Below are 16,288 nucleotides of genomic sequence, written 5' to 3'. Positions count from 1 at the left end.
CCGGCGGCCAGGACGAGACGGGTTCGCAGACGACGCCCATCGGGTGGCACCTTCTGGAGGACGAGCGTGCATGTCGTGATCATGGGTTGCGGCCGGGTCGGCGCGACCCTCGCCAGGAGCCTGGAGTCCCGGGGGCACACGGTGTCGGTCGTCGACCAGGACGCGGACGCGTTCCGGCGGTTGGGCGACGACTTCGCCGGCACCACCGTCACCGGGGTCGGCTTCGACGGCGGTGTCCTGCGCCAGGCCGGCATCGAACGGGCCGACGCCTTCGCCGCCGTCTCCAGCGGTGACAACTCCAACATCATCTCGGCCCGACTGGCCCGGGAGACGTTCGGCGTGTCCCGGGTCGCCGCGCGAATCTACGACCCGCGTCGGGCCCAGGTCTTCGAGCGGCTCGGCATCCCCACCGTGGCCACCGTCCGGTGGACCGCCGAGCAGATGCTGCGCCACCTGGTCCCCGAGGGGACCACCGAGATCTTCCGGGATCCGACCAGCACGGTGTCGATCGTGGAGGTCCCGGTGCACCGGGACTGGGTCGGGCGGACCGTCCGCAGCCTGGAGGGGGCCTGTGGGGCCCGGGTGGCGTACCTGATCCGGTTCGGTATCGGGACCCTGCCCACCGACTCCACAGTGGTTCAGGAGGGCGACCAGGTGTTCATGCTGGTCACCGACGACATCGTCGCGACCGTCACCGGCGTGGCGGCAGCGCCCGAGGGAGGGCACTGAGAATGCGGATCGCCATCGCCGGCGCCGGCAACGTGGGCCGGTCCATCGCCCAGGAGCTGATCGACAACGGCCACCAGGTCATGCTCATCGAGCGGCAGCCCCGGATGCTGCGCCCGGACCGGGTGCCGGGTGCGCAGTGGGTCCTCGCCGACGCCTGCGAGCTGACCAGCCTGGAGGCGGCGGACCTGGCCGACCACGACGTGGTGGTGGCGGCCACCGGGGACGACAAGGCCAACCTGGTCGTCTCCCTGCTGGCCAAGACCGAGTTCGCGGTTCCCCGGGTGGTGGCCCGGGTCAACCGGGCCGAGAACGAGGGGCTCTTCACCGAGCAGTGGGGGGTCGACGTCGCGGTGAGCAAGCCGCGGGTGATGGCCGCCCTGGTCGAGGAGGCCGTCACGGTCGGCGACCTGGTCCGGCTGATGACCTTCCGGCAGGGTGAGGCGAACCTGGTCGAGATCACCCTGCCTCCGGCCGCGCCGTACGTCGGTCAGCCGCTGCGTGACGTCCCGCTGCCCCGTGACAGCGCGCTGGTGGCCATCGTGCGGGGCAAGAGGGTGCTGGTGCCCACCCCGGACGACCCGATCGAGGTCGGCGACGAACTGGTCTTCGTCTGCACCGCCGAGGTCGAGGACGACGTCCGGGCCGTGATCCTCGGCGCGGACAGCGTGGAACGGACCCGCAGCGGCGGCTGACCGGTCAGCCGGTCGGCACCCGCTCCGGTTCCTCCCCGGTGGCCCGCCGGACCGTCCAGACCGTGATCAACAGCAGCAGCACGTACGGCGGGTAGCCCAGCGCCAACCGCGCCACGCCCAGTGCGGTGTCCTGTTGGGCGAGGTAGAGCCCGGCCTGGACACCCACCTTGGCCAACCAGACCACCCCCCACAGGACGGTCAGCCAGGTGAAGGTCCGGACCAGCTTCGGGTCCTGCCGCCACTGCGACTTCCCCCCGGCCACCAGCACCGACCAGATCCACCCCACCAAAGGTTGGCGGACCGCCGCCGAGATCAGCAGGGCGAACCCGTACCCGATGCCGTAGAGGATCCCCGGGAGGTAGAAGTCGCGTGCCTCACCGCTCCGCCAGGCGATGGCGGCACCGATGGCGACACCGAACAGGCCGTTGACGGCGTGCCGGACCGGCCGACGTTGGGCCAGCCGCAACCCGGCGATGAGCAGCGCCACCGTCACCGAGGCGATCACCGCGGGGCGGAGTTCGCCGAGGATGTTGGCCACCACGAAGACGACGACAGGAATGCTGGACTCGACCAGCCCCCGCCAGCCACCGAGCTGGTCGGCCATCTGCTCGGCCATGCTGGGCAGCGGCTCGTCGCCGCCCGGACCCCCTGGGGCGGGGGCCGCCGTCCCGGCCGACGTCGCCGACGTGTCCGCGCGACGTGGGGCCTCCACCGCCGGACCCGCTCCCCGCGCCGGCACCGCCGTCGACAGGTCCTCCACCTCGCCGTGTCCCGCCGTCACCTGATCGGCTCCAGTTCGTAGTACGGGTTGTAGATGACCTTCCGGCCGTCGCGCAACGCGACCCGGCCACGGGCGGTCAGGTGGCGGCCCGGTTCGATCCCGACGATGTGGCGGCGGCCCAGCCAGACCAGGGTCACCACGTCACTTCCGTCGTAGAGGTCCGCCTCCAGGGTGGGGAGGTTGGTCCGGGGGGTGTAGACCACCGTCCGCAGCCGCCCCGCCACCGAGACCACCTGCCCGCGGCGGCACTGACCGGCCGGTACGCCGCCGCACTGGGCGCTCTCCCGGAGCAGCTCCTGCGCCTCGATCTCGGCCTCGGTCGCGGTGAACCGGCGCAGCATCCGCCGCAGCGACACCCGGCTCTCGTCGGTCCTCATGACCTGCGCGTCACCTTCCACCCGAACGACACCCGGTGCCACCCGCCGGGATCCCTCCCGACCGGCTTCCCCGCAGTCGCGCCCGGAGGAGTCCGGGGCCGTCCCGCCAGCGTACGCCGTCGGGGCGCGGAGCCGGCCACCTCGTCGGGGCGGAACCCGACCCGACGAGGTGGCGGCACCAGCACGAAACACCACGAACCGCGCCGCCCGTGGGCGGCGCGGTTCGTGAACGGGTCAGGCGTCGGTCTGGTCGCCGTCGGCGGCCGCCTCACGGGGCAGCCGCAGCGGGAGCGGCTCCCGGACCGGCTTGGCCTCCTGGCCCCGGTCCACCACGAGCCCGTCGAGGCACTCGGTCAGCGGGCCGGACGCCGAGGGGTCGGTGGCGACGGCCCCCTGGTAGACACCCCGCACCATCCAGCGCGGCCCGTCGATCCCGACGAACCGCAGGTCGGTCAGGCCGTCCTGGGTCCGCACCCGGGCCTGCAACTCGATGCCGTGGTCGCCCTGGATCTCCTGCGCGGCGGCCCCGTCGTTGAACAACGACTTGCGGATCTCCTCGCGCACCTCGTCCCAGATGCCCTCGGACCGGGGTGCGGCGAAGACTCCCAGCTGCAGGGCGTTGTCACCGTGGACCAGGACGACCTGCTGCACCACGCCCTGCGGGTCGGCCTGCACCCGGACCTCGACCTCGGGCACCGCCGGGATGTGCAGGCTGCCCAGGTCGAGCCGCTGCACGCCGTCCGGCGCCTCGGAGACGTCGTACGGGCCACGGGCCGGCTCCACGGCGGCCTGGTCACCGCCGTCGAGGCTGTCCAGGACCTCGGTCTGCTCTGCACGGGCCCGCTTACGGGAGAAGATCACTGCGCCCACCCTCCGCTGTTCGCACTCACCCTGCCACCTCTTCCGTCCGCCCGCCCGCCCGGTCCGCCTCCACGGGTCCGACGAGCCCGGCGTGTCCGCCTGTCGAACCGTGCCCACCGGTGCCCCGTCGGGTGGCGGACAGCTCCGACACCGGCCGGAACTCCGCCCGCGCCACCCGCTGCACGAGGAGCTGCGCGATCCGGTCGCCTCGGGAGATCTTCGCCGGTCGCTCACGATCGTGATTGATCAGGCTGACCATGATCTCACCTCGGTAACCGGCGTCGACCGTACCGGGTGCGTTGAGCACCGTCACGCCAAGCCGGGCGGCGAGTCCGGAACGGGGATGGACCAGACCCACGTACCCCTCGGGCAGCTCGATCGCCACGCCGGTGGGCACCAGGGCACGGTCGCCCGGGGGCAGCTCCACGTCCACCGCAGCCACCAGGTCCGCCCCGGCGTCCCCGGGGTGTGCGTACGTCGGCAACGGCAGCTGGTCGTCGAGCTGACGCACCGGCACGGGTACGACGTCGGTCACACGGTCCTCCTCTTCCGTCCGCTCCACGGGGTGTCCCTGCCATCCTGCCCGGTCGGTACGCCGGAGTGCGCCGTACCCTCGGACTGTGAGTGTGTCGCCATCCTCGTCGTCGACGGCCCGCCCCACGACGGCGCCCCCCGGGTACACCGAACGCCTGACCCTGCCCTGGTGGCTGTGGCTGGCCGGGCTGGCCGCCGCCGCCCTGCTCGCGGCCGAGGTCTGGATGGGCGCCCCCGGCGTACGGGCCTGGCTGCCCTTCGCCGCGCTGGTGCCCGGCGCGGTCGGCGGGCTCTGGTGGCTCGGCCGGATCCGGGTACGGGTCCACGACGGCGAACTCCTCGTCGACGACGCCCGGATCCCGGTCCGCTTCGTCGCCGACGTGGTGCCGCTGGACGTGGCGGGTCGACGGGAGGCGCTCGGGATCGGTTCGGACCCGCTCGCCTTCGTGGTGCAGCGGCCCTGGATCGGCCCGGCCGTCCAGATCGTGCTCGACGACCCGGACGACCCCACCCCGTTCTGGGTGGTGAGCACCCGCCGCCCGGTCGAGCTGGCCGAGGCGATCCTGGCCGCCCGCGACGCCGGCTGACGGTCCGCCGGGGTCAGGGCGTGATGCTCGGCCCGATGGCGGGCGGCAGGGTCGGCAGCTGCTTGCCCTGCTCACGCAGGTCGGCGCTGAGCTGCTCGCCCAGGGATCGGGTGGCCCGCCGGTTGAGGTAGCTGGCCACCGCCGCACCGGTGAGGAACGGGCCGAGGGCGGTGAGGTTGCGGCCGAAGCGCTTGAGCAGCGTGTGCTGGAGTTCCTTGCGGGCGGCCGTGCCGAGCACCGCGCCCACCCCCACGCCGGGCATCATCGGGTTGACCCCCCGCTGCCCGGCCCAGGCCTGGATCAACGCCACGGTCTTCTGCGTACCGCCGGTCGGCAGTGGAACGCCGTACACCTCGTGCAGCTCACCGGCGAGTTTCAGCTCGATCGAGACCACCGCCACGGTCTCGGCCGCCAGCAGGACGGGGGCGGAGAGCAGGGTCGGCGTGACGGTCCACTGGACCGCCGCGACGCCGCCTCCGGCGGCACCGACGCCGGCCGTCGCCCGGGACGCGTTGCGGACCAGCCGCTCGGCCAACTGGTCGCCGTCGAGTCCGGGGTAGTGCCGACGCAGCGTGGCCAGGTCCCGGATCGGGACGTGCGGAGCCACCTCGGCGACCGTCTCGGTCATCCACCTGAGGGCGGCCCGTGGTTTGAACAGATCGGAGAGCCGCCCCCGACTGCGACTCTGCCCGACGAGTCGGGACAGCAGTTGCCGACGCTTGGCCGGCTCGAGGTCGTCGGCGGTCAGTGCGGCGACGGTCTCACCCAGCTCGTGCGGCTCGGGCTGCCCCGTCGCGGGTCCGTTGCCTGGCTCACTCACTGTCCGACCTCCCGCGTGACGTCTGCGACGGGGACATCCCCCACTGCGAGTCAAGCAGGTACCGGCCACCGGCGCACGGCAGCTCCGGCGGCGACCCGTTCAGAAGGCCGCCGCCGGCACACGGGCACCCGGCGAACCCGGCACCCGTGGGACGGTCATACGCACTCGCGGCAGATCAACTCACCGTTTCGCTCGACCGCAAGCTGGCTGCGGTGATGCACGAGGAAACAGCGGGCACACCGGAACTCGTCCTGCTGCATCGGTAGCACCTTGACGGTGAGTTCCTCGTCCGCGAGATCGGCGCCGGGCAGCTCGAAGCTCTCGGCCACCTCGGCCTCGTCGACGTCCACGGCGCCGGACTGTGAGTCGACCCGCCGGGCCTTGAGTTCCTCGAGGCTGTCCTCGCCGAGGTCGACCTCGTCGCGACGCGGGGCGTCGTAGTCGGTGGCCATCGGTTTCACTCTCCCATTTCGATGATGTCGCTTCCGGTTGTAACGCCGGACGACGCTGTTTCGGTTCCGCTGGCCGGCCACCGTCACGTGTCGGTCACCCGACTCGACGACGGTCGCGCCCGGGCCGCCGAGGAACTTCCCCCAGCGAGCGCGGTACCTTACCCCCCTCGTGGGCGAGGCATGTATACCGCCCTCGTGGCAGAGATGTACGCCCCAGGCCGAGAAGTTGTTCCCAATGTGACTCAGGCGACACGAAGATAGGGGTAGTAGTACCCGGTTCCGAGGTGGCGCGCCGTCATGTCCGACTGTTTCCACGCGACGGTCGGACAACCGCTAACCTCAGCGGCGTACTCGGCGGCCGGCGGACCGACACGCCGCCGGTGTCGCTGCCACCCACCATGTCCAGGGAGCGCCCGGATGAGCTTTGCGCGAGTGCGAGCACTCGTCGTCGTCGGCCTGTTGGCGGTCTTCGCCCTGGTCTTCGTGGCGGTCGCGGTGGTCCGCGACACCCAGCGCAACGCCGGCGCCAGCGGGGGCTGCCCGGAGGGTTGGCCGTTGGCCGACGTGACCCTCCGGGAACCGAAGGACGTCAAGATCAATGTGTTGAACGCCACCGACGAGGCCGGCCGGGCCCGGACCACCGCCGACGACTTCGGCAACCGCAAGTTCCAGGTGAAGAAGGTCGCCAACGAGAAGAAGGCGGTCGACGAGGTCGCCGTCCTGCGGTACGGACCCGAGGGCGTCGGCTCGGCACACCTGCTGCGGGCGTACTTCCTCAACAACGCGGAGCTGGCCTTCGACCCGGAGCGCGAGGAGGACACCGTCGACGTGGTCCTCGGCACCGGTTTCCAGCAGCTGGCCACCACCACGGAGGTCAACCAGTCCCTCGGTGACCTGGGTTCCCCGGTCGCACCCCAGGGCACCTGCCCGATGCCGGTCGGCAAGTAGCCGCGTCGACGCCTCCCGGTGGTCCTCAGGGGCCGCCGGAGGCGTCCAGCCTCAGGGGCCGCCGGAGGCGTCCAGGTCGGCCAGCCGGTCGTGCAGGGGCTCGAAGAGCGCCGGCGGCGCGGCCAGGAGCAGGTCCGGCCCGGGTGGCAGACCCCGCAGCCCGGTCACCCGCAGCCCCGCCTCGGCGGCGATCAGCCCACCGGCGGCGATGTCCCAGGGGGCCAGCCCCTTCTCGAAGTACGCGTCGAGGCGTCCCTCGGCGGCCAGGCACATGTCCAGCGACGCCGCCCCCATCCGGCGGATGTCGCGTACGTGCGGGATCAGTTCGGCGACTACCCGGGCCTGGTGCGACCGGCGGGCCGGGTCGTAGCCGAACCCGGTGGCGACCAGTGCCTGACCCAGGTCCGTCTGGGTGGAGCAGTGCAGCCGTGCCCCCGCCCGGTACGCGCCGCCCCCGGCGGTGGCGGTCCACTCGTCACCGGTGACCACGTTGCGGACCACCCCCGCGACCACCTCGCCGTCGACCTCGGCGGCCAGCGACACCGCGCAGTACGGCAGCCCGTAGAGGTAGTTGACCGTCCCGTCGATCGGGTCGATGATCCATCGCACCCCGCCGGGTCCGGCAGTGGGGGTGTCGCCCGCGCCGTACTCCTCGCCGAGGACGGCGTCGGTGGGGCGCAGCCGGCGCAGCGCGTCGACCACCTGGCGCTCCACCGCCCGGTCGGCGGCGGTGACCACGTCGGTGTCGGTGCTCTTGGTGGCCACCGTCGACACCCCGTCGACGCGCATCCGGTGTGCTGTCGCGGCGGCCTCCCGGGCCACTTCGACAGCGATGTCCAGCAACTGTCGTGACGACGGCGGCAAAGGCATCTTCGTCCCCTTCCTGCACGACCGGGACGTTCCGTCGTCGCGCGCGTATCATCCTTACAAAGTCCACATCTGGGCCCAATCGGTGGTCCCAACCGCCGACGACGCCGTGCGGCGCAGGATGATCGCCGCAGACGGCGTTACAATTCACCCCTGCCCACGCGCCACGGACCGCCAACGACCGGCCGGCCCGGGACACGCGGGTTCCTCAACCACATCGTTTAGCGCGGGGCTCCATCCTGTGCCAGACGACCCGGCCGTGCTCGCTCTTCGCCTCCGGAAGGTCATTCGTGACAGAACCCCGCCACATCGGTGCCGACGTACGCTCGCTCACCGACACGCTGATCGCGCATGCGCAGACCGCCGGCGGCCAGTTGACCTCGGCTCAGCTCGCGCGCACGGTCGAGGCCGCTGAGGTGACTCCGACCCAGGCCAAGAAGATTCTGCGGGCGCTCTCCGAAGCGGGAGTGACCGTGGTCGTGGACGGCTCCGCCAGCACCCGACGTCGGGTGGCGGCGGCCCGGTCTGCCACCCCGGCGTCCCGGGCCACCACCGCCAAGACCACACGTAAGGCCGCCACACCCGCCCCCAAGCAGGCCGCCGGTGGCGAGGAGGCCACGGCTCCGGCTCCCCGGAAGGCGGCCGGTCGCAAGACCGCCACCACCACCGGTGAGGTCGCCGCCAAGGCCGCCGCCCCGGCCCGGGCCACCAAGTCCCGGGCCACCAAGGCGACGGTGGCCGCCGCGGCCGGCAAGCCCACCAAGGCCGCAGGGAAGGCCAAGGGTGAGGGGGCCGAGGGTGAGGTCGACCCGGAGGAGCTCGCCGCCGAGATCGAGGACGTGGTGGTCGAGGAGCCGGCCGAGCTGACCCGGGCGGCCGAGGCCGACGCGGCCCGCTCGGCACGGGACAACGACTTCGAGTGGGACGACGAGGAGTCCGAGGCGCTCAAGCAGGCCCGGCGGGACGCCGAGCTGACCGCCTCCGCCGACTCGGTCCGGGCGTACCTCAAGCAGATCGGCAAGGTGCCGCTGCTCAACGCCGAGCAGGAGGTGGAGCTCGCCAAGCGGATCGAGGCGGGCCTCTACGCCGCCGAGCGGCTGCGCGCTGCCGACGAGGGCGAGGAGAAGCTCGTCCGGGACATGCAGCGGGATCTGCTCTGGATCTCCCGCGACGGTGAGCGGGCCAAGAACCACCTGCTGGAGGCCAACCTCCGGCTGGTCGTCTCGCTGGCCAAGCGGTACACCGGCCGTGGGATGGCCTTCCTCGACCTGATCCAGGAGGGCAACCTCGGCCTGATCCGGGCGGTCGAGAAGTTCGACTACACCAAGGGCTACAAGTTCTCCACCTACGCCACCTGGTGGATCCGGCAGGCCATCACCCGGGCCATGGCCGACCAGGCCCGCACCATCCGCATCCCGGTGCACATGGTCGAGGTGATCAACAAGCTCGGCCGTATCCAGCGCGAGCTGCTTCAGGATCTGGGCCGCGAGCCCACCCCGGAGGAGCTGGCCAAGGAGATGGACATCACACCGGAGAAGGTGCTGGAGATCCAGCAGTACGCCCGGGAGCCCATCTCGCTGGACCAGACCATCGGCGACGAGGGCGACAGCCAGCTCGGTGACTTCATCGAGGACTCCGAGGCGGTGGTCGCCGTCGACGCGGTCTCCTTCTCGCTGCTGCAGGACCAGTTGCAGCAGGTCCTGCAGACGCTCTCCGAGCGGGAGGCCGGCGTGGTCAGGCTCCGGTTCGGGCTGACCGACGGGCAACCGCGTACCCTGGACGAGATCGGCCAGGTGTACGGGGTGACCCGGGAACGGATCCGGCAGATCGAGTCGAAGACCATGTCCAAACTGCGCCACCCGTCCCGTTCCCAGGTCCTGCGGGATTACCTGGACTGACCCTGCCGCGTCAACCGAGGGTGTCGTTTTGGTCGCCACGCGTACAACGCCGAATGGTGATGGGGCGGTTGTACGTTCGTGATCGTTGACGTGGCACCCTTGGTGCACGGCACACTGTGTCTGCCATGTGTGACCTCGGTCCCCCGGGGGCACACAGGGAAGGCATCATCCCACCCGGGTGTTGCACGATTGGTGAGCAACGACCGAAGAGTTTGTTCATCGGTGACGACCAGAGGAGGAAGGCGATGAACCCGACCCTCACGCCGCCGCCCGAGACGGTGAGCCCCCCGGCCGCCGATGAACGGTGCGACCGCTGCAATGCTGCCGGCAAGCTCCGGATCACTCTGGCAGGTGGAAGCGAGTTGGTGTTCTGTGGACACCACGCCAACAAGTACGCCGAGGATCTAGTCAAGATCACCGTTCGGTACTCGGCAGACCCCGAGTTCAGCTGGCGGGGTGCCGACCTGATCTCGAACTGACCCCCGAACCCGACATAGCCGACCGGAGGCGTCCATGGGACGCCTCCGGTCGGCTTTCGTGCACCCGGGGCGGGACGGGACGGGCCCATCGGGGCAGCGCCGCATCGGAGCAGGGCCCCATCGGACCAGGCCAGCGTCGGAGCTGGGCCGCAACGGACCAGGCCAGCGTCGGAGCTGGGCCGCAACGGACCAGGCCAGCGTCGGAGCTGGGCCGCAACGGACCAGGCCGCAACGGACCAGGCCGTGTTCGGAGCAGGGCCGGGCCAGGGCCGGGTCGCGCCCCGGGGCTGGCGTGTCGGGTGGGTCGGGTGGTCGCCGGGTGGAGTCAGAGGGACTGGACCGTGGCGATCCGCTCCTCCAACTGCTCGATCGTCGCCTGGGCACTGGGTGGTCCGCCGCAGCGCCGGCGCAGCTCCGCATGGATCTTGCCGTGGGGCAGACCCGTCCGGTGGTGCCGGGCGGCCACCAGAGCGTTCAGTTGGCGCCGGAGGGCCACCCGACGCTGGGCGGCACTCATCGGTACGGCAGGGGCAGCCGAGGCCGCAGGGGCCGGCTCAGCGGGCTGCCCGGCGGTACGGCGACGCTGGGCGGCGACCTGGTCGGCCTGCCGCTTGCTGAGCAGCAGGGTGACCTGGTCCGAGGTGAGCAGACCCGGGAGGCCCAGATACTCCTCCTCCTCGGGGGTGCCGGCCTGGGCGGCCGTACCGAAGGACGCCCCGTCGAAGATCACCTGGTCGAGTTCGGCGGTGGCGGAGAGCGCGGCGTACCGCTTCTCCAGTTCACCGCTGGCCTGTTCGTCGCGCTGGGCGCGTTCCAGCAGGTCGTCGTCGAAGCCCTCGCGGTCCTTCGGCTTGCCCAGCACGTGGTCCCGGGAGGCCTCCATCTGGCTGGCCAGGTCGAGCAGGTGCGGCACGCTGGGCAGGAAGACCGAGGCGCTCTCCCCCGGCTGCCGGGCGCGCACGAACCGCCCGATCGCCTGGGCGAAGTAGAGCGGGGTGCTGGCGCTCGTCGCGTAGACGCCGACGGCGAGACGGGGGATGTCGACCCCCTCGGACACCATCCGCACCGCCACCATCCAGCGCTGCTCGGAGGTGGCGAAGGTGGCGATCCGGGCGGAGGCCCCGTCGTCGTCGGAGAGGACCACCACGGCCCGCTCGCCGGTCACCTGCTCCAGCAGCCTGGCGTACGAGCGGGCGGCCTGCTGGTCGCTGGCGATGACCAGGCCGCCGGCGTCTCCCATCCCCGCGTTGCGCAGCACCGTCAGTCGGGCGTCGGCGGCCCGCAACACCTGCGGCATCCAGTCCCCGGCCGGATCCAGGGCGGTCCGCCACGCCTGGGCGATCAGGTCCTGCGTCATCGGCTCACCGAGGCGGGCCGAGAGTTCGTCGCCGGCGTTGGTCCGCCATCGGGTCTCCCCGGAGTACGCCAGGAACAGCACCGGTCGGACCACCCCGTCGCGGAGCGCGTCGGCGTACCCGTAGGTGGCGTCGGCGCGGGAGTGCAGGAGGCCGTCGCCGCCGCGTTCGTACTCGACGAAGGGGATCGGGTTGTCGTCGGAGCGGAACGGTGTCCCGGTCAGCATCAGGCGGCGTACGGCGGGCTCGAACGCGGCCTTGACCCCGTCCCCCCAGGACTTGGAGTCCCCGGCGTGGTGGATCTCGTCGAGGACGACCAGGGTCCGTCGGGTCATGGTGCGTCGGCGGTGGACCTGCGGGGCCATGCCGACCTGGGCGTAGGTGACCACAGCGCCGTGGAAGTCGGCCGAGGAGTGCAGGTCGGCGTTGCGGAAGGCGGCGTCGAGCTGGATGCCGACCCGGGCCGCCGCGAGCGCCCACTGGGTCTTGAGGTGCTCGGTGGGGGCGACCACGGTGACCGCGTCGACGGTGCCGTCGGCGAGGAGTTCGGCGGCGATCCGCAGGGCGAAGGTGGTCTTGCCGGCGCCGGGGGTGGCGACGGCGGTGAAGTCCTCGGACCGGCCCCGCAGGTACGTGAAGAGCGCCTTGCGCTGCCAGGCACGCAGCGCCGGAAAGGTCTCGATCGCCGGCAACCGGGCAGCCACGTGCACGCTCCTTCCGACCGCGTCCGGCGGCCACGGGTGCCACCGCCCATGAAAAGACCCTCGCGCATCGGGTGCCGCGAAGGCCGACTCAGCATAACCAGCGCCCGTCTCGGCGCCCACGCGCCGCCACGCCGCCGGTCGAGACCGACCCGGGCGGCAGCGTCGAGGCCGAGGAGAGGACCCTCCGGCGGGGCGTTCAGGGGTCGCCGTGAGGTGCCACCGGCGGACGGACGGCCACCGGTGGAGGGTGGTGGAGGTGGTCACCACGGAGGGGGTCAGGTGGGCGGCCGCGCCGGGCCGCCCCGCGCTACTCGCCCCAGGAGTCGTAGATCTCCTTGCACTTCGGGCAGACCGGCGAGCCGGGCTTGGCCGACTTCGTCACCGGGAAGGTCTCGCCGCACAGTGCGATGACGAAGGTGCCCATGACGGCACTCTCGGCAATCTTCTCTTTGCGGACGTAGTGGAACATTTCGGGGCCGGTATCGGCGTCCTTCTGCTCCGGACGCTCAAGGATCTGAGTGCTCATGATGACACCTCCAACTTTCCAGTTTTGCAGGTCACTCCGGCCCGGTCCACCGTGGGCGGCCCGGGCGCGGCCCGTAACGTACCTAAAATGACCGACTTTCACATCCGATTCGGGGCCGAGGTGGCCGAGGCGCTACGGACCGGGCGACCGGTGGTCGCCCTGGAGAGCACCATCGTCTCGCACGGCCTCCCCCGACCGCAGAACCTGACCGTCGCCCGGCAGATCGAGCAGGCCGTACGGAAGGCCGGCGCGGTGCCGGCGACGATCGGTCTGATCGGCGGAGAGCTGGTCGCCGGACTCGACGACGACCAGTTGACCCGACTCGCCACCGCCGACGGTGTGGCCAAACTCTCCGTACGCGACCTGGCGGTGGCGGCGGCGACCGGCGCGGACGGTGCCACCACCGTCGCCGCGACCAGCGCGGTGGCCGCAGCGGCCGGGATCGGGGTGTTCGCCACCGGAGGACTCGGCGGGGTGCACCGGGAGGCGGCCCAGACCTTCGACGAGTCGGCCGACCTGATCACCCTGGCCCGGACCCCGATCACCGTGGTCTGCGCCGGTGTGAAGTCGATCCTCGACGTCGGGGCGACGCTGGAGCGGTTGGAGACCCTCGGGGTCGGCGTCGTCGGCTACCGGACCCGCCGGTTCCCAGGCTTCTTCGTCACCGACGGCGGGTTCGACCTCGACTGGTCGGTGGAGTCCCCGACGCAGGTGGCCGACGTGATCGCCGCCCGCGACGGACAGAACGTGCACCACGGCGGGCTGCTCGTGGCCAACCCGCTGCCCACCGACGAGCAGCTCGACCCGGACCTGCACGACCGGACCCTCGCCGACGGTCTGGCGATGCTGGCCCGGGACGGGATCACCGGCAAGGCCGTCACCCCGTTCCTGCTGTCCCACTTCCACTCCGCCACCGAGGGGGCCAGCCTGGCGGTGAACATCCGGATCATCCTGCGCAACGCCGACCTCGCCGCCCGGATCGCGGTCGCCGCAGCGGAGCGCCGTACCCCCTCGGCGACGTGACCGGTCCCGGGCGGGTCCTGGTCGTCGGGGACGTCGTCACCGACGTGGTCGCGGTGCTGGCCGGGCCGGTGGCGCCCGGCTCGGACACCCCGGCGGCGATCCGGGTCACCGGGGGCGGCCAGGCCGCCAACACCGCCGCCTGGCTGGCCGGCCGGGGTCGCCCGGTGACCCTGGTCGGTGCGGTGGGCGACGACGACGCCGGCCGGGAACGCGTCGCCGAGCTCACCCGGGGCGGGGTGGACTGTGCCCTGGCCGAGCAGTCGGGGACGGCCACCGGCACGGTGATCGTGCTGGCCGCCGAGGGCGAACGCACCATGATCACCGAGCGGGGGGCGAACCTCCGACTCACCCCGGAGCACGTGGAAGCGGTGGTCACGGCCGCCGCCGACGCCTGCCACCTGCACCTGTCGGGGTATCCCCTGCTGGACGAGGGGTCCCGTCCGGCCGGGCTGCGGGCGCTGGCGGCGGCCCGGGCCCGGGGACTGACGATCAGCGTCGACGCGGCCTCCGCCGCCCCGCTGCGGCAGGTGGGGCCGACGGCCTTCCTGGACTGGGTACGCGACGTCGACCTGCTGCTGGTCAACGCCGACGAGGCGACCGTGCTCGCAGGAACCGGGGAGCCCGCCGGGCAGGCCCGGTTCCTGGTCGAGCGGGTACGCCGGGTGGTGCTGAAACGGGGCGGTGCGGGCGCACTCTGGGCGGACCGGGAGCAGACGGTGGAGGTGGCACCCGCCCGCCGGGTCCCCGTGGTGGACGCCACCGGGGCCGGGGACGCCTTCGCCGCCGGGCTGATCGCCGCCTGGTTGGACGGGGCAGCACCGGTGGAGGCGCTCCGACACGCCGGTGAGTCGGGTGCGGCGGCGGTGGGGACGGCGGGTGCCCGCCCGCCTCAGGTCAGTCCTCCGCGTCGATGATCTTGTGAGGGTGCTCCGCAGCGGTGATGACCGGCTGCGGGGTCTCCTTCCGGTGGCGCGCCCGGAACCGGTTGACCAGCCGGTGTTCCTCCTTGGGCGGCCGGTCGTTCGCGATCAGGACGGCCAGCCAGGGCAGCAGCACCATGCCGACGGCGCAGAGCGACAACCAGAGCCAGAGCAGGGGCACCCCGACCATGACCAGGACGGCGCCGATCACCACGCAGGCCACCCGGAACAGCATCATCACCAGGTACTGCTTCTGCCGACTGGTGAGCTGGTCGTCCTGACTGCGTGGGGCGTCGGTGATCAGAATCGGCTCGTACGCCTGACGCTTCACCACTGGCCTCCTCGACGGGGAACTCACCCATTGTGACACCGCCTTCAGGTCCGCAGCCCGCCCCCGCCTGGTTCCCTCCGCCACGCCGTCGCCTCGCAGGGTGGATTTGAACCGGAGGTCGGCCCGCCCCGTAGAGCCGGTTCCCGGCCCGGAAGGCCGCCACGGGTCTCCTGAGCGTGAGAGGCAGCGATGTCACCGACTCCCGATCCGAGCCCGATCGACCCGGTTCCTCCGCCACTCTCGTCCCAGCCCGACGTCGACCGTCTCGCCGACCACCTCACCGAGGCGAACCGACTGCGCCTCGCACGACTCCCGGTCGACGAGCAGCGGCAGTACGCACTCCAGGAGATCAACGGTGTCGAGTTCCTGCACGCACTGCGGGCTGACATCCTTCGACAGGAACAGGTCCGGTACGGGGTTCTGAAGCATGTCGACAGATCCGCGGTGGAGCCGTACACCGGTTGGCACGGCCCAGACCTCAGCCCCCACCTGATCCTCACCAGCGATCCGACGATACGGACGCACAGCTACGCCAGGCTGGGACACATTGTCGGATCACGGGCCGAGCAGCAGTTCATCGTCGATCAGATCCGCTCCGGGCGACACGCGGACGAGAGGTCCATCGAGCAGAACCAGTGGAGCCACTTCGTCAACTGGTCGGCACTCAACGAGCGGATGGCGGAGAAACTGCGGGCCGTGATGCCGTCGTCGCCGGCGCAGACGGGATCACCACTGGCCGAACACCTCACCCCCGAGAACCGGCGGCTCCTGCACGGCCTGCCCACCTCCGAGAAGCTCCTTCGTGAAGAGGTCCACCAGATCCACCAGCTCCTGCACCTGAGCATCGAGATCCGCGGGCACGAGCGGATGGTCGCCGCTGCCGCGCCCGAGAACGGTCACCTCCACGCCGGGCGAGGAAAGGAACTGTCCGACGACTTTCTGATCGTCCGTTCACGTCTCAACCATGCCCTTGGACAGGGCCTGGCACGTCAACTCCCCCCCGCCGACCACATACTCTGCCGACCTGGCCGGATCAGCTCCGGCGCTGCCCGGACACCTCACCGTGCAGGCGGCGCAGGCCCGCGCGGCGGCACCGCCACACCGGCGGTGGGCCGCCCGTCACCACAGGTCGGTGCCGCCGGTCGCGGTCGAAGCACCCGGTCTTAGCCGGACCGGGCAGCACCGCCCGTCGACCTCCGCGACCGCGTCCGGTGCCGGCTCGCTGCCCGGCACCGGCCGGCGGCCTCGCAGGTCAAGGGGCTCAGGTCACATGAACCGAGGAAGCAGACACCCGTAGAGCGAGTCGGCTGACCACCCAAGCGACGGAGGAACAGATGCCATCCCCCACAGCCGGACGCCCGACAGACGAGGCGCCGACACTCGGACCCACTGTCGACGCCGGCC

At 71.8% G+C, this 16,288-nt stretch carries 19 protein-coding genes; 9 read left to right on the top strand and 10 right to left on the bottom strand.

Going from position 1 to position 16,288, the window contains the following annotated elements; genetic code table 11:
* The first annotated feature begins 66 nt into the window (after window positions 1-66).
* Together WHN02_RS11820 and WHN02_RS11815 are read left to right on the top strand one after the other, a co-directional pair.
* Window positions 67-729 (top strand): potassium channel family protein, encoded by a 663-nt coding sequence (locus WHN02_RS11820; RefSeq protein ID WP_434743352.1) that lies wholly within the window; start codon window positions 67-69, stop codon window positions 727-729.
* Window positions 730-731: 2 nt separating this feature from the next.
* Window positions 732-1,421 (top strand): potassium channel family protein, encoded by a 690-nt coding sequence (locus WHN02_RS11815; RefSeq protein ID WP_350895740.1) that lies wholly within the window; start codon window positions 732-734, stop codon window positions 1,419-1,421.
* Window positions 1,422-1,425: 4 nt separating this feature from the next.
* Here the strand turns inward: WHN02_RS11815 and WHN02_RS11810 are convergent, their stop codons facing one another.
* From WHN02_RS11810 to dut, 4 genes are all read right to left on the bottom strand, one after another.
* Window positions 1,426-2,046, bottom strand: a complete 621-nt coding sequence (locus tag WHN02_RS11810) for a DUF3159 domain-containing protein (RefSeq protein ID WP_434743925.1) — start codon at window positions 2,044-2,046, stop codon at window positions 1,426-1,428.
* Window positions 2,047-2,198: 152 nt separating this feature from the next.
* Window positions 2,199-2,579 carry an OB-fold nucleic acid binding domain-containing protein gene (locus tag WHN02_RS11805; protein ID WP_434743351.1) on the bottom strand — a complete coding sequence of 127 codons (381 nt, stop codon included), beginning with the start codon at window positions 2,577-2,579 and terminating at the stop codon, window positions 2,199-2,201.
* A gap of 234 nt (window positions 2,580-2,813) precedes the next feature.
* Entirely contained in the window at window positions 2,814-3,440 is a 627-nt protein-coding gene (locus WHN02_RS11800) for a DUF3710 domain-containing protein (protein ID WP_350895737.1), read from the bottom strand.
* Window positions 3,441-3,465: 25 nt separating this feature from the next.
* Window positions 3,466-3,975 (bottom strand): dUTP diphosphatase, encoded by a 510-nt coding sequence (gene dut / locus WHN02_RS11795; RefSeq protein WP_350895736.1) that lies wholly within the window; start codon window positions 3,973-3,975, stop codon window positions 3,466-3,468.
* A gap of 91 nt (window positions 3,976-4,066) precedes the next feature.
* On the opposite strand from dut, the gene WHN02_RS11790 reads away from it, so the two are divergent.
* The gene (locus tag WHN02_RS11790; RefSeq protein WP_434743924.1) at window positions 4,067-4,561 is read left to right on the top strand and encodes a DUF3093 domain-containing protein; all 495 of its coding nucleotides are present in this window, start codon (window positions 4,067-4,069) and stop codon (window positions 4,559-4,561) included.
* Between the two features lie 13 nt (window positions 4,562-4,574).
* Here WHN02_RS11790 and WHN02_RS11785 read toward each other — a convergent pair whose 3' ends face one another.
* Together WHN02_RS11785 and WHN02_RS11780 are read right to left on the bottom strand one after the other, a co-directional pair.
* Window positions 4,575-5,381, bottom strand: a complete 807-nt coding sequence (locus WHN02_RS11785; RefSeq protein ID WP_434743350.1) for a hypothetical protein — start codon at window positions 5,379-5,381, stop codon at window positions 4,575-4,577.
* Window positions 5,382-5,536: 155 nt separating this feature from the next.
* On the bottom strand, window positions 5,537-5,833 hold the full coding sequence (locus WHN02_RS11780; protein ID WP_007075406.1) for a DUF4193 domain-containing protein: 297 nt from the start codon (window positions 5,831-5,833) through the stop codon (window positions 5,537-5,539).
* Between the two features lie 432 nt (window positions 5,834-6,265).
* Here WHN02_RS11780 and WHN02_RS11775 point away from each other — a divergent pair, with 432 nt between their 5' ends.
* On the top strand, window positions 6,266-6,781 hold the full coding sequence (locus tag WHN02_RS11775) for a LytR C-terminal domain-containing protein (protein WP_350895755.1): 516 nt from the start codon (window positions 6,266-6,268) through the stop codon (window positions 6,779-6,781).
* 51 nt (window positions 6,782-6,832) lie between these two features.
* Here WHN02_RS11775 and WHN02_RS11770 read toward each other — a convergent pair whose 3' ends face one another.
* Complete coding sequence (locus WHN02_RS11770) at window positions 6,833-7,651, bottom strand: inositol monophosphatase family protein (protein WP_434743349.1); 819 nt, start codon at window positions 7,649-7,651, stop codon at window positions 6,833-6,835.
* Between the two features lie 287 nt (window positions 7,652-7,938).
* Here WHN02_RS11770 and WHN02_RS11765 point away from each other — a divergent pair, with 287 nt between their 5' ends.
* Together WHN02_RS11765 and WHN02_RS11760 are read left to right on the top strand one after the other, a co-directional pair.
* Window positions 7,939-9,546 (top strand): RNA polymerase sigma factor, encoded by a 1,608-nt coding sequence (locus WHN02_RS11765; RefSeq protein WP_434743348.1) that lies wholly within the window; start codon window positions 7,939-7,941, stop codon window positions 9,544-9,546.
* Window positions 9,547-9,791: 245 nt separating this feature from the next.
* Window positions 9,792-10,025 carry a DUF7455 domain-containing protein gene (locus WHN02_RS11760; RefSeq protein WP_350895731.1) on the top strand — a complete coding sequence of 78 codons (234 nt, stop codon included), beginning with the start codon at window positions 9,792-9,794 and terminating at the stop codon, window positions 10,023-10,025.
* 325 nt (window positions 10,026-10,350) lie between these two features.
* Here the strand turns inward: WHN02_RS11760 and WHN02_RS11755 are convergent, their stop codons facing one another.
* A complete protein-coding gene (locus WHN02_RS11755) occupies window positions 10,351-12,084 on the bottom strand; it encodes a DEAD/DEAH box helicase (protein ID WP_434743347.1) in 1,734 nt (577 codons plus the stop codon).
* A 307-nt stretch (window positions 12,085-12,391) separates the two neighbouring features.
* Window positions 12,392-12,610 carry a DUF3039 domain-containing protein gene (locus WHN02_RS11750; protein WP_350895729.1) on the bottom strand — a complete coding sequence of 73 codons (219 nt, stop codon included), beginning with the start codon at window positions 12,608-12,610 and terminating at the stop codon, window positions 12,392-12,394.
* A gap of 87 nt (window positions 12,611-12,697) precedes the next feature.
* Between WHN02_RS11750 and WHN02_RS11745 the strand changes: the two genes are divergently transcribed.
* Together WHN02_RS11745 and WHN02_RS11740 are read left to right on the top strand one after the other, a co-directional pair.
* The gene (locus tag WHN02_RS11745) at window positions 12,698-13,633 is read left to right on the top strand and encodes a pseudouridine-5'-phosphate glycosidase (protein WP_434743346.1); all 936 of its coding nucleotides are present in this window, start codon (window positions 12,698-12,700) and stop codon (window positions 13,631-13,633) included.
* Window positions 13,630-14,547: a carbohydrate kinase family protein gene (locus WHN02_RS11740; protein ID WP_434743345.1), complete on the top strand. Its 918-nt coding sequence runs from the start codon at window positions 13,630-13,632 to the stop codon at window positions 14,545-14,547. The genes WHN02_RS11745 and WHN02_RS11740 overlap by 4 nt, the downstream gene beginning before the upstream one ends.
* On the opposite strand, the gene WHN02_RS11735 is transcribed toward WHN02_RS11740, so the two are convergent.
* Window positions 14,528-14,887, bottom strand: coding sequence for a DUF3099 domain-containing protein (locus WHN02_RS11735; protein WP_434743344.1), 360 nt, complete (start codon window positions 14,885-14,887; stop codon window positions 14,528-14,530). The two genes, WHN02_RS11740 and WHN02_RS11735, sit on opposite strands and share 20 nt — an antisense overlap.
* 186 nt (window positions 14,888-15,073) lie before the next feature.
* Between WHN02_RS11735 and WHN02_RS11730 the strand changes: the two genes are divergently transcribed.
* The gene (locus tag WHN02_RS11730) at window positions 15,074-16,051 is read left to right on the top strand and encodes a hypothetical protein (protein ID WP_434743343.1); all 978 of its coding nucleotides are present in this window, start codon (window positions 15,074-15,076) and stop codon (window positions 16,049-16,051) included.
* Window positions 16,052-16,288 lie beyond the last annotated feature (237 nt).

Origin of the sequence: Micromonospora sp. SH-82 (assembly GCF_051132485.1) — a bacterium.
Lineage (GTDB): Bacteria > Actinomycetota > Actinomycetes > Mycobacteriales > Micromonosporaceae > Micromonospora.
This window is presented reverse-complemented; position numbering and strand designations above follow the sequence as displayed.

What these genes read in the sequence shown, in the direction of transcription:
- WHN02_RS11815 (WP_350895740.1), top strand. Translation starts at nt 732, where the DNA reads ATGCGGATCGCCATCGCCGGCGCCGGCAACGTGGGCCGGTCCATCGCC.
- WHN02_RS11805 (WP_434743351.1), bottom strand. Translation starts at nt 2,579, where the DNA reads ATGAGGACCGACGAGAGCCGGGTGTCGCTGCGGCGGATGCTGCGCCGG.
- WHN02_RS11780 (WP_007075406.1), bottom strand. Translation starts at nt 5,833, where the DNA reads ATGGCCACCGACTACGACGCCCCGCGTCGCGACGAGGTCGACCTCGGC.
- WHN02_RS11770 (WP_434743349.1), bottom strand. Translation starts at nt 7,651, where the DNA reads ATGCCTTTGCCGCCGTCGTCACGACAGTTGCTGGACATCGCTGTCGAA.
- WHN02_RS11760 (WP_350895731.1), top strand. Translation starts at nt 9,792, where the DNA reads ATGAACCCGACCCTCACGCCGCCGCCCGAGACGGTGAGCCCCCCGGCC.
- WHN02_RS11750 (WP_350895729.1), bottom strand. Translation starts at nt 12,610, where the DNA reads ATGAGCACTCAGATCCTTGAGCGTCCGGAGCAGAAGGACGCCGATACC.
- WHN02_RS11745 (WP_434743346.1), top strand. Translation starts at nt 12,698, where the DNA reads ATGACCGACTTTCACATCCGATTCGGGGCCGAGGTGGCCGAGGCGCTA.
- WHN02_RS11730 (WP_434743343.1), top strand. Translation starts at nt 15,074, where the DNA reads ATGTCACCGACTCCCGATCCGAGCCCGATCGACCCGGTTCCTCCGCCA.